9 protein-coding genes are annotated in these 12343 nt (G+C 65.6%); 6 read left to right on the top strand and 3 right to left on the bottom strand.

Annotated features, from left to right (window positions below):
• Positions 1–21: 21 nt before the first annotated feature.
• On the bottom strand, positions 22–1431 hold the full coding sequence (gene mapR / locus CW305_RS04460) for a GntR family transcriptional regulator MpaR (protein WP_003300787.1): 1410 nt from the start codon (positions 1429–1431) through the stop codon (positions 22–24).
• A gap of 34 nt (positions 1432–1465) precedes the next feature.
• On the bottom strand, positions 1466–2884 hold the full coding sequence (gene ccoG, locus CW305_RS04465) for a cytochrome c oxidase accessory protein CcoG (protein ID WP_104097202.1): 1419 nt from the start codon (positions 2882–2884) through the stop codon (positions 1466–1468).
• A gap of 301 nt (positions 2885–3185) precedes the next feature.
• Here ccoG and CW305_RS04470 point away from each other — a divergent pair, with 301 nt between their 5' ends.
• From CW305_RS04470 to mdoH, 6 genes are all read left to right on the top strand, one after another.
• Entirely contained in the window at positions 3186–3551 is a 366-nt protein-coding gene (locus CW305_RS04470) for a CidA/LrgA family protein (protein WP_014820968.1), read from the top strand.
• Positions 3548–4258, top strand: a complete 711-nt coding sequence (locus CW305_RS04475; RefSeq protein WP_014820967.1) for an LrgB family protein — start codon at positions 3548–3550, stop codon at positions 4256–4258. Before CW305_RS04470 ends, CW305_RS04475 begins: the two co-directional genes overlap by 4 nt.
• 143 nt (positions 4259–4401) lie before the next feature.
• Entirely contained in the window at positions 4402–5181 is a 780-nt protein-coding gene (locus CW305_RS04480) for a PhzF family phenazine biosynthesis protein (RefSeq protein ID WP_104097203.1), read from the top strand.
• A gap of 101 nt (positions 5182–5282) precedes the next feature.
• Positions 5283–7574, top strand: coding sequence for a beta-glucosidase BglX (gene bglX, locus CW305_RS04485; protein WP_104097204.1), 2292 nt, complete (start codon positions 5283–5285; stop codon positions 7572–7574).
• 187 nt (positions 7575–7761) lie between these two features.
• The gene (locus CW305_RS04490; RefSeq protein WP_104097205.1) at positions 7762–9288 is read left to right on the top strand and encodes a glucan biosynthesis protein G; all 1527 of its coding nucleotides are present in this window, start codon (positions 7762–7764) and stop codon (positions 9286–9288) included.
• A complete protein-coding gene (gene mdoH, locus CW305_RS04495; protein WP_181063848.1) occupies positions 9281–11857 on the top strand; it encodes a glucans biosynthesis glucosyltransferase MdoH in 2577 nt (858 codons plus the stop codon). The genes CW305_RS04490 and mdoH overlap by 8 nt, the downstream gene beginning before the upstream one ends.
• 45 nt (positions 11858–11902) lie before the next feature.
• Here the strand turns inward: mdoH and CW305_RS04500 are convergent, their stop codons facing one another.
• Positions 11903–12244, bottom strand: coding sequence for an FKBP-type peptidyl-prolyl cis-trans isomerase (locus CW305_RS04500; RefSeq protein WP_041014525.1), 342 nt, complete (start codon positions 12242–12244; stop codon positions 11903–11905).
• Positions 12245–12343: the final 99 nt, after the last annotated feature.

Consider the following 12343-nt stretch of genomic DNA (forward strand, 5'->3'; position numbering starts at 1 on the left):
CGGACATATCGGCACCGCGCCTCAGAACGACTTCAGCATCCTGCCCAGCAACTCCATCGCCTGCTCGCTGCGGGCGTCCCATGGATGGCCGTGATTCAGCCGCGCGCAGTTGCGAAAGCGCTGGGTCGCCGAAAAGATCGGCCCTGGCGCCAGGCTGATGCCCTGGGCCAGCGCCAGTTGCAGCAGCTGCAGCGAATCCACCTGCTCGGGAAATTCGAACCACAGAAAGTAGCCGCCGCTGGGCCGGGTGACTCGCGTGCTCGCTGGGAAATGGCGGGCCGCGGAGGCGAGCATCGCGCCCTGCTGCATCTCCAGCGCATGGCGCAGCTTGCGCAAGTGACGGTCGTAGCCGCCGTGCTGCAGGTAATCGGCAATGGCGGCCTGCGCCGGCACTGACGGCGAGATGGTGGTCATCAGCTTGAGCCGGGCGATCTGCTCGGCATAGCGACCGCCGGCAACCCAGCCGACCCGGTAACCGGGCGCGAGACTCTTGGAAAACGAACCGCAGTGCATCACCAGACCTTCGCGGTCATGGCTCTTCACCGGCTTGGGCGGCTCGCGGGTGAAGTACAGCTCGGCGTAGACGTCGTCCTCGATCAACGGCACCTGGTGGCGCTGCAACAGCTCATAGAGCTGCTGCTTCTTCGCCTCGCCCATGCTCGCGCCCAGCGGGTTCTGCAGGCTGCTCATGAACCAGCAGGCCTTGATCGGCAAGTGCGCGAGGCGATCGGCGAGGATGTCGAGGTCGATGCCTTCGCGCGGGTGCACCGGAATCTCCACCGCCTTGAGCTTGAGCCGTTCCAGTACCTGCAGCGTGGCGTAAAACGCTGGCGCCTCGATGGCCACCAGGTCGCCCGGTTCGGTCACCACCTGCAGGCAGAGGTTCAGAGCCTCCATCGCACCGGTGGTGATCACCAGTTCGTCCATCGGCAGCATCACACCGCTGACCATGTAGCGCAGGGCGATCTGCCGGCGCAGGTCCGGGTTGCCGGCGGTCATCTCGGCAATCACCTCGCGTGCCGGCATGTCGCGCACGCTCTGTGCCATCGAGCGCGCCAGGCGCTGCAGGGGAAACAGCTCGGGACTGGGAAACGCCGAACCGAAGGGCACCGTGGCCGGGTCGCGCAGCGAAGCGAGCACCGAGAACACCAGCTCGCTGACGCCGACATCGGTGGTTTCCGCCGGACGCAGGCTGATGTCCGGTTCGTGCAACGGGCGCTTGGCATGTTCGCGGACGAAATAGCCCGAACGCGCCCGCGCCTGGATCAGCCCGCGGTCTTCCAGCAGGTAGTAGGCCTGGAACACGGTGGACGGGCTGACGCCGTAGGTGCGGCTGGCGTGGCGCACCGAGGGCACTTTTTCTCCCGGCGCGAGCACGCCACTGCGGATCAGTTCGGCAATCTCGTCGGCGAATTTCTCGTAGCGCTTCATCGTGTCCGGGCCGTGGCGGTTGGGCATGGCCAGTCTACTGGCGTAGCGCCGCGATGGGGGCGACGAAGGTGCTCGGTGTACTCACCCGGCTGCTTGGCTCGGCCAGGTCGCTGACCTCGAAACGCAGCTCGCGGCTGAAGTCGCGGGCGTTGTCGAGCAGCGCAACGCTGACCGGCAGGCCGGCGATCTCGCCCGGGGCCAGGGCGATCTCGCGCGGTCCCTGCAGTGCGAACGGCCCGCCTTCCAGCCCGAGCGCGTAGCGGCGCGCTTGCTGGGTCTTGTTGATCAGCTTGAGGCGGTACATGTTTTCGATCTGCCCCTGCATGTTCTCGCGGTACAGCGTGCGGTCGCGGGTGACGTCCAGCTGCAGCTGCGGCCGCGCGTCCAGTGCCCAGACGAAGGCGGCGATCATCGCCGTCATCGCCACGGCATATCCGATCAGGCGCGGCCGCAAGAGGCGGGTGGCGCCGCCTTTGAGCGCGCGTTCGGAGGTGTAGCGCAGCAGGCCGCGAGCGTAACCCATCCGGTCCATGACGCTGTCGCAGACGTCGATGCAGGCGCCGCAGCTGATGCAGTCCAGCTGCAGGCCGTCGCGGATGTCGATGCCGGTGGGGCAGACCTGCACGCACAGCGTGCAGTCGACGCAGTCACCGAGGCCCTGCGCGCGCGGGTCGCTGCCCTTGCGTCGCGCGCCGCGGTTCTCGCCACGGGCTGTGTCGTAGGAGACGAGTAGGGTATCGGCGTCGAACATCACGCTCTGCAAGCGCGAGTAGGGGCACATGTGCAGGCACACCTGTTCGCGCAGCCAGCCGGCGTTGATGTAGGTCGCAGCAGTGAAGAACAGCAGCCAGAAACCGGTGGTCGCGCCGAGCTCGAAGCGGGCGAGGTCGGCCACCAGCTCGCGTACCGGGGTGAAATAGCCGACGAAGGCCAGCGCCGTGGCCAGGCTGATGGCCAGCCACAGCGTGTGCTTGGCGGCACGGCGCAGCAGCTTGGCGGCGGACCAGGGTGCAGCATCGAGCTTGATGCGCTGCAGGCGGTCGCCTTCAGTGATCTTTTCCACCCACATGAACATCCAGGTCCAGGTGCTCTGCGGGCAGGCGTAGCCGCACCAGATGCGCCCGGCCAGCACGGTGATGAAGAACAGGCCGAACGCGGCGATGATCAGGATCGCCGAGAGCAGGATGAAATCCTGCGGCCAGAAGGTGGCGCCGAAGATGTGGAACTGCTGCCGGTCCAGGTCCCACAGCACCGCCTGACGCCCGTTCCAATTCAGCCAGACGGTGCCGAAGTAGAGCAGCATCAGCAGGGCGCCGCCCAACAGGCGCAGGTTGCGGAAGCGGCCGCTGAAACTGCGCGTATGAATGGGCCCGCCGCTCTGCGCGGGCGTCAGGCGGATCGGTTGGCTGGGATCAACGGTTTCGATGATCTGCGCGGGTATGCGGTCGGTCATTAGGCTTCGCCCCATAGGCATTTCAGGCGAAGCGGATGATCCCTGCCGGTGGTGCTGCATAACAGACTCAGATGAACGGCCAAAATGCAGATCAGATGAGCATCGGCTGCCTGCCCTGCAACGGCTTCGGACAATGGGTTGACCTGTATCAGTGGAACCTTTCGAGATCGGCTGATCTGCTTTTTTAGTGCCAATCTGCATCTGTTGCGCCGCTGCCAACGCAGCCATAGTCGAAACCTTTTGCCACGCACTGAGGAGCTGTCGTCATGATTTCTGACCTGCCGCCAATGGAGCACCGCCGATGATTCTCAAGGGCCTGACCTGGCTGGTGCTGCTGCAACTGCTCGGCAACCTGATCAATCTGGTGCTGCTGCCGGCATTGCCTGGGCCGATCATCGGCATGCTGTTGCTGTTCGGCCTCCTGTTGCTGCGCCGCAGCATTCCCGAGTCGCTGGAGAAGACCGCGGCGCTGCTGCTGCAGTACCTGCCGCTGCTGCTGATCGTGCCCGCCGCCGGAATCATGACCAGCGGCGCCGCACTGCTGGATGACCTGCCGGCCATCGCCGCCGGGCTGGTGCTGTCGTTGCTGATCACCGTGCCGTTCTGCGGCTGGCTGATGCAGCGGCTGATTCGCCGGCTCGACCTCAAGCGGGAGGATCAGGCATGACGGTTCTCGACTGGCGCACGGCCTGGGCGGCCGTCGTGGTGCATCCGCTGTTCGCCGTGGCGCTGACGCTGATCGCTTTCCAACTCGCGCTGATGCTCTATCGGCGTAGCGGCTGGTTGGTTCTGCAGCCGGTGATGATCGGCATGCTGCTGGTAGTCGGCACGCTCACCCTGGTGGATTTGGACTACGCGCGCTACCGCGAGGGTGCCTCGTTGATCGCCATGTTGCTGGGGCCTGCAACCGTGGCGCTGGCGGTGCCGCTGCATCGTCACCTCAAGCGGATTCAGCAATTGTTCTGGCCGATCGTCATTACCCTGGCTGTGGGCGGCGTGCTCAGCGTGGTGCTGACGCTGGCGATCGCCTGGGCGCTGGGCGCGCAGCTGCCGGTGCTGATGAGCCTGGCGCCGAAGTCGGCGACCATGCCGATCGCCATGCTGGTGGCCGAGCAGCTCGGCGGGCTGGCCTCGCTGGCGGCGGTGTTCGTCATGCTCACCGGCGTTATCGGCACCGCGTTGGGGCCGCTGTTGTTGCGCTGGGCCGGTGTCGAGCATCCCGCCGCGCGGGGCCTCAGCTATGGCATCAACGCGCATGCCATCGGTACGGCGAGGGCGTTGGAAGAGGGTGACGAATGCGGCGCTTTCGCCGCGCTGGGCATGAGTCTGCTGGGCATCCTGATCGCGCTGCTGCTGCCCTTTGCCCTGGGCTGATACGCGGCGCTGCCGAAAGTAGGTGAACCGGACGGATTCCGGGCCCTTCAGCCTTCACGCACCACTGGCTAGCACCCCGTCAGCCCGGTTAGAGTAGGCGGCGGTCGCTTGACCGTGCACAGGGTGCAAACATGAAATTGCGGATGTTCCAGGTCGATGCCTTCACTGCCGAGCGCTTCAGGGGCAATCCCGCGGCAGTGATACCCCTGCAAACCTGGCTGTCGGACGAGCTGATGCAAGCCATCGCCGCCGAAAACAACCTTTCTGAAACGGCCTTTTTCGTACGCGAAGCGGACGGGGCGTTTCACATCCGCTGGTTTTCGCCACTGACTGAAATCGACTTCTGCGGCCATGCCACGCTGGCCAGCGCCTTTGTGCTGCTGGAAGCGGGCCTGGCTCAGGCACCGCTGACCTTCCGCGCTGCCGCCGTGGGTGACCTGGCGGTGCAGCGACGGGCTGATGGCATGCTGGAAATGAGCTTTCCCAACCGCGCGCCGGAACCAGTTGCCGAACCGCCGGCGGCATTGTTGCAGGGGCTTGGGTGCGAGCCGGAAGCGGTGCTGCGCAGCTCGCAGGCGTGGTTCGCCGTCTACCGTGACGAGCGCGAGGTCAGGGCGCTGGCTCCCGATCTGGATGCGCTGCGTACGCTGGCCCCACTGGACGTGGTGGTGACCGCCGCAGGCAGCGAGCAGGATTTCGTCTCGCGCTACTTCTGGCCAGCCAACGGCGGCGACGAGGACCCGGTTACCGGCTCCATCCATGCCGGGCTCGCTCCCTACTGGGCCGCGCGGCTTGGGCGCAACGAACTGGTGGCGCTGCAGGCTTCGAAACGTAGCGGCATCCTGCACTGCCGGGTCGAGGCGGATCGTGTGATGGTGGCCGGGCAGGCCGTGCTTTATCTCGACGGCACCATCGAACTTTAAAAATAGTCTTCAACCCATTGCGATCGGCTTTCACAGGCGGCGCGATGGGTGTGTCTGTGTGTGGCTGATCGGTTCAACGAATGGGGTTGCGGAACGTGATGATGAAAAGGCTGTTGCCGTTTGTCCTGCTTGCCAGCGCGATGGGCTCGTTCCCCTGTGCGGCACAGCCCGCGTTGCCGCTGGATGACCGGCAGGCGCTGATCGAAACCCTGCTCGAGCGCATGACCCTGGCGGAGAAGATCGGCCAGTTGCGCCTGATCAGCATCGGTGGTGACATGCCCCGGGAGCGGATCGCCGAAGAAATCGCTGCCGGACGCATCGGCGCTACCTTCAATTCGGTCACCCGCGCCGACAACCGACCCATGCAGGATGCGGCGCTGCGCAGCCGCCTGGGCGTTCCTATCTTTTTCGCCTACGACGTCATTCACGGCCACCGCACCATATTCCCGATCAGCCTGGCGCTGGCTTCGAGCTGGGACCTCGAGGCCATCGCCCTTAGCGGTCGCGTGTCGGCCATCGAGGCCAGCGCCGACGGCCTGGACCTGACATTTGCACCGATGGTCGACATCACCCGTGATCCGCGCTGGGGCCGGACCTCCGAAGGCTTCGGCGAAGATCCCTACCTGGTATCGCAGATCGCCGGCACGCTGGTGCGCGCCTATCAGGGTGAGCGCCTGAGCGCCGCGGACAGCGTGATGGCCAGCGTCAAGCACTTCGCCCTGTACGGCGCGGTGGAAGGGGGCCGCGACTACAACGTGGTCGACATGAGCCCGCAGCGTATGCATCAGGATTATCTGCCGCCATACCGTGCCGCGGTGGACGCCGGGGCAGGCAGCGTGATGATCGCGCTGAACACCGTCAACGGCATGCCGGCCAGCGCCAACCGCTGGCTGTTGCGCGACCTGCTGCGCGACGACTGGGGCTTCCGTGGGCTGAACATCAGCGACCACGGCGCCATCGACGAACTGCTGCGCCACGGCGTGGCTCGCGACGGGCGCGAGGCTGCGCGCCTGGCGATCGAGGCGGGTATCGATCTGAGCATGCATGACTCGCTTTATCTGCAGGAACTGCCGGGGCTGGTCGAGCGCGGTGAGGTGCCGATAGAGCTGATCGACCAGGCCGTGGGGCGTGTGCTCGGTGCCAAGTACGACCTCGGCCTGTTCCATGATCCTTATCGGCGTATCGGCAAGGCGGCGGACGATCCCGTCGAGGTCAATGCCGAAATCCGCCTGCATCGCCAGGCGGCAAGGCAAGTGGCGCGTGACTCGCTGGTCCTGCTGGAGAACCGTCAACAGACGCTGCCACTGCGCAAGGACGCGACCATCGCGCTGGTCGGCCCGCTGGCCGATTCCCACGTTGACATGCTCGGCAGCTGGTCGGCGGCCGGTGTGGCGGCACAGACGGTGACGCTGCGCCAGGGACTCGAGGCTGCAGTGGGCGATTCCGGCCGGGTCATTCATGCTCGTGGCGCGAACGTCACCGACGATCCGCGACTGATCGAGTACCTGAACTTTCTCAACTGGGATCGCCCGGAAGTGACGCAGGACCCGCGCCCGCCGCAGGCGATGATCGACGAGGCCGTGCGTGCAGCGCGCGAGGCTGACGTGATCGTCGCGGCGGTGGGCGAGTCACGCGGCATGTCCCACGAATCCTCCAGCCGTACCAGCCTTACGCTGCCGGCCAGCCAGCAGGCACTGCTCGAAGCGCTGGCTGCCACCGGCAAACCGCTGGTGGTGGTTTTGATGAATGGCCGGCCGCTGCAACTGGGCTGGGTCAAGGACAACGCGGATGCGGTGCTGGAAACCTGGTTCGCCGGCACCGAGGGCGGGCACGCGATTGCCGAGGTGCTGCTCGGTGCGCACAACCCGTCCGGCAAACTGCCGATCTCCTTTCCGCGCTCGGTTGGCCAGATTCCGACCTACTACAACCACCCGCGACTCGGCCGACCCTACGTCGAGGGTCGCCCCGGCAACTACACCTCGCAGTATTTCGAAGAACCCAACGGTGCGCTGTACCCGTTCGGTTATGGCCTGAGCTACACCGAGTTCGAGCTGGCGAAGCCGCAGCTTTCACGACATCAGCTGAAACGCGGCCAGATTCTGGAGGTCAGCGTAACGGTAAAGAACACTGGAGCACGCGCCGGCGCGACGGTAGTGCAGCTGTATCTGCAGGATCTGGTCGGCTCCAGCGTGCGCCCGGTCAAGGAACTCAAGCGCTTCGAAAAGCTCATGTTAGAGCCAGGCGAGTCGCGGGTAGTGCGCTTTGAACTGGGCGAGGGCGATCTGAAGTTTCCTGACGCGCGACTCGACTACGTGGCCGAGCCCGGCGAGTTCGAGGTCCAGTTGGGGCTCGACTCGCGGTCGGTGCAAAGCGCGCGATTCGAGTTGTTGTAAGACTTTTTTCTGTATGGCGATCTGCATCCAGCCCGCGATCGCTGCCGCGCTGTAGAGCAAAGCGGCGGAATACGTGGGTTGTAGGCGATCAGAAACAGCGAAGCAGAGCGGACTCTGCACAAACGTGTAATTCGGAGGCGGTGTGTTACGCATTTTTCAATGGAACACGGGGAATCAGCCGGCGCGCATGCTGGCCGGTCTGGCGGGTGGCCTGTGCATGCTGATGGCCGGCAGTGCGCTGGCGTTCAGCCTCGACGATGTGGCCAAGCGGGCTCAGGAACTGGCTGCCAGCGGTTACGAGGAGCCGGTGAGCAACCTGCCCGACGAATTCCGCAAGATGGCATTCGCCGACTACCAGCGCGTGCGCTTCAACCCGGAGCATGCCTACTGGAAGGACGTCGAAACCCCGTTCCATCTGCAGTTCTATCACCAGGGCATGCACTTCGACACGCCGGTGCGCATCAATGAAATCACCGCGACGAAAGTGCGCGAGATTCGCTACGACCCGTCGATGTTCGAGTTCGGCGGTGTCGACATCGACCCGGCCTCGCTGGAGGGGCTGGGCTTCGCCGGCTTCAAGGTGCTCTATCCGCTGAACAAGAAGGACAAGCAGGACGAGGTGATGACCCTGCTCGGCGCCAGCTACTTCCGCATCATCGGCAAGGGCCAGTGGTACGGGCTCTCCGCGCGCGGGCTGGCGGTCGACACGGCACTGCCAGTGGGCGAGGAGTTCCCGCGGTTCCGCGAATTCTGGGTCGAGCGGCCGCAGGCTGATCGGCGCAACCTGGTGATCTACGCGCTGCTCGATTCGCCGCGCGCCACCGGCGCCTATCAAATGGTGCTGACGCCGGGCAAGGACAGCACGCTGGACGTGCAGGCCAAGGTGTTTCTCCGCGAGCAGGTCGGCAAGCTCGGGATTGCGCCACTGACCAGCATGTTCCTGTTCGGCGCCAACCAGCCGAGCAATGTCACCAACTTCCGTCCGCAACTGCATGACTCCGAGGGTCTGGCGATTCATGCCGGCAGTGGCGAATGGATCTGGCGTCCGCTGAACAATCCGAAGCGGCTGGCCGTGAGTGCGTTCAGCGTGGAGAACCCGCGCGGCTTCGGGCTGATGCAGCGCACTCGCGATTTCGGCCGTTACGAAGACCTGGACGACCGCTACGAGCTGCGCCCGAGCGGCTGGGTGGAAACCCGCGGCGACTGGGGCAAGGGCCACGTTGAGCTGATCGAGATCCCGACGCCTGACGAGACCAATGACAACATCGTCGCCTTCTGGTCCCCGGAAAAGCAGCCGGAGCCCGGCCAGTCGCTGGATCTGGAATACCGCCTGCACTTTTCCATGGACGAACCGAGCCTGCACGATCCTGAGCTGGCGTGGGTGCAGCAGACCCGTATCTCCACCGGCGACGTCAAGCAGGCCAACCTGATCCGCCAGCCTGACGGCAGCACGGCGCTGGTCGTGGACTTCGTCGGGCCGGTGCTGGAGAAGCTCGCCGAGGATGCGCCGGTCAGCACGCGCGTCAGCGTCGATGACAATGCCGAGCTGGTGGAAAACAACCTGCGCTACAACACCGTCACCAAGGGCTGGCGCCTGACGCTGCGCGTGAAGGTTCGCGACCCGGCGCGCCCGGTCGAGATGCGTGCGGCGCTGGTCGATGGCGACAAGACCCTTTCCGAAACCTGGACCTACCAGATTCCTCCCCATGAATGAGCAGCATGCAGTGAATGGTCTGACGCAAAACTATTGCGACGGCCTGGCATTGAACGAAACCGAGGACCCGGCCAGATACCGGCAGGCGGCCGAGCGGGGCGGCCTGTTCGCGCTGCATGATGAACTGTCTGCCGAGACCAGCGCGCAGCGCAGCCCGTCGCGGCGTCTGCTCGACTCGGTGGTCGCGCGACTGCGGCTGGGCTGGGGCGATCTGTTCGACCGCGCCGGCGTGATCGCCGAGGACCACCAGGGCCGCGCCTATGTGCAGTCGACCCCGCCGATCGTGCGCACACGCATGGTGCCGGAGCCCTGGCATACCAATATTCTGCGCCGCGGTTGGCGCCGGATGCTGGGCCGCACGCCGCCGCGGCGTCACTTCGAGCCCAGTCCGCAGCCGCTCGACGAGGCGCGCTGGCGCCGGGTCGCGGCGCTGCGCCGTGCGGCACTGCTGGTGCTGATGCTCGGCCAGACCGCCTTTGCCACCTGGCAGATGAAGGCGGTGCTGCCTTACCAGGGCTGGTTCCTGGTCGACATGCAGGAAGTGTTCGTCCAGCCGCTGTCCGAATCGGCCCGGCAGATCCTTCCCTATGTGGTGCAGACCAGCATCCTGCTGCTCTTCGCACTGCTGTTCTGCTGGGTCTCGGTGGGCTTCTGGACCGCGCTGATGGGCTTCTTCCAGCTACTTCGCGGCAAGGACCGTTACAGCATCTCGGCCAGCAGCCCCGGCACCGAACCGATACCGGCCGAGGCGCGTACGGCGCTGGTGATGCCGATTGCCAACGAGGACGTGCCGCGTGTGTTCGCCGGCCTGCGCGCGACTTACGAGTCGCTCAAGGCAACCGGTGAGCTCGAGCATTTCGACATCTTCGTGCTCAGCGACAGCAACGACCCCGACACCTGTGTTGCCGAGCAGAAGGCCTGGGTCGAGTTGTGCCGTGCGGTGGATGGCTTCGGTCACATCTTCTACCGTCGCCGCCGGCGCCGCGTGAAGCGCAAGAGCGGCAACATCGACGACTTCTGCCGTCGCTGGGGCAGCAGCTACCGCTACATGGTGGTGCTGGACGCCGACAGCGTGATGAGCGGCGAATGCCTGACCAGCCTGGTGCGACTGATGGAGGCCAACCCCAACGCCGGCATAATCCAGACCGCGCCCAAGGCGTCGGGCATGGACACGCTCTATGCGCGGCTGCAGCAGTTCGCCACGCGCGTCTACGGTCCGCTGTTCACCGCCGGGCTCAACTTCTGGCAGCTGGGTGAATCGCATTACTGGGGCCACAACGCGATCATTCGCGTGAAGCCGTTCATCGAGCACTGCGCGTTGGCGCCGTTGCCCGGCACCGGCTCGTTCGCCGGGGCGATCCTCTCCCACGACTTCGTCGAAGCCGCGCTGATGCGCCGCGCCGGCTGGGGCGTGTGGATCGCCTACGACCTGCCGGGCAGTTACGAGGAGCTGCCGCCGAACCTGCTCGACGAACTCAAGCGTGATCGTCGCTGGTGCCACGGCAACCTGATGAACTTCCGCCTGTTCATGGTGCGCGGAGTACACACGGTGCATCGCATGGTGTTTCTCACCGGGGTGATGTCCTACCTGTCGGCGCCGCTGTGGTTTCTCTTCCTGCTGCTGTCCACCGGCCTGCTGGCGATCCATACGCTGATGGAGCCGGAGTACTTCCTGCAGCCGAACCAGCTTTACCCGCTGTGGCCGCGCTGGCACCCGCAGGAAGCCATCGCGCTGTTCTCGGCGACCATGACACTGCTGTTTCTGCCCAAGCTGCTCAGCGTGCTGCTGGTCTGCATCCAGGGAGCTGAAGCCTATGGTGGGCGGCTGCGGGTGCTGCTGTCGATGCTGATCGAAACGCTGTTCTCGGTGCTGCTGGCGCCGGTGCGCATGCTCTTTCACAGCGTGTTCGTCACCGCGGCGTTCCTCGGCTGGTCGGTGCAGTGGAAATCGCCGCAGCGCGGCGATGACGCCACGCCCTGGGGCGAGGCGCTGCGTCGGCATGGTTCGCAGATCGTCATCGGCGTGCTCTGGACGGCCCTGGTTGCCTGGCTGGATGCGGCCTTTCTCTGGTGGCTGGCGCCAATCGTGGTGTCGCTGATCCTCTCGGCGCCGGTTTCGGTGATCACCAGCCGTACCGGTCTCGGCCTGGCCGCGCGGCGCAGCAAGCTGTTCCTGATCCCGGAGGAATACGCACCGCCCACCGAGCTGGCCAATACCGACCTGTACCAGCAGCAGAACCAGGCGGTTGCCTTGCGCCATGGCTTCCTCGTGGCGGTGGTCGATCCGCTGTACAACGCGCTGGTCTGTGCCATGGCGCGCGCCCGGCATGCCAGGGTGGTCACTGGCGCCGAGCGTTTGCGCGAGCAGCGCCTCGGTCAGGTGCTGGCGGTCGGCCCGGACGGCGCGGATGCCGAGGCGGCGCGCTGGCGCCTGCTGAACGATCCGGATGGCATGGCGCTGTTGCACCGTCACGCCTGGGAAGATCCGGCCGGGGCCGTCTGGCTGGCACGCTACCGCGAGCAGTATCCCCACGGCGTGGCGCGCCCGGACCTCGCGGGCGAGGCCTGATACGCGCGACTTTCTGGCGGTCCGCAGGGCCGCCAGAAAGGGCGATCAGTCGTCGCGCGTCAGCACTTCCAGCAGTTCGATCTCGAAGTGCAGATCCGAATTGGGCGGGATATGCGCGCCGACCTGGCGTTCGCCATAGCCCAGCTGCGCCGGCACGAACAGCCGCCGCTTGCCGCCGACCCGCATGCCCATCAGCCCGATGTCCCAGCCCTTGATCACCCGGCCGGTGCCGATGACGCACTGGAAGGGTTTGCCGCGCGCGTAAGAACTGTCGAACTCCGTCCCATCGCTCAGCGTGCCGCGGTACTGGGTGGTGATCAGCGCGCCCTTGACCACCGCCTTACCGTCGCCGAGCTGAATGTCTTCGACCCGCAATTCATCGTTCATTCATGCGCTTCCTGAAAGCTGAAGAAAGGGAGCGCTTTGTCGCAGGTAAACGCGCTGCGGGCAATAGACCCGGCCGCCGCGCCGCTTTCACCGGGATAG

Origin of the sequence: Stutzerimonas kunmingensis, from assembly GCF_002929225.1 — a bacterium.
Classification (GTDB): Bacteria; Pseudomonadota; Gammaproteobacteria; order Pseudomonadales; family Pseudomonadaceae; genus Stutzerimonas.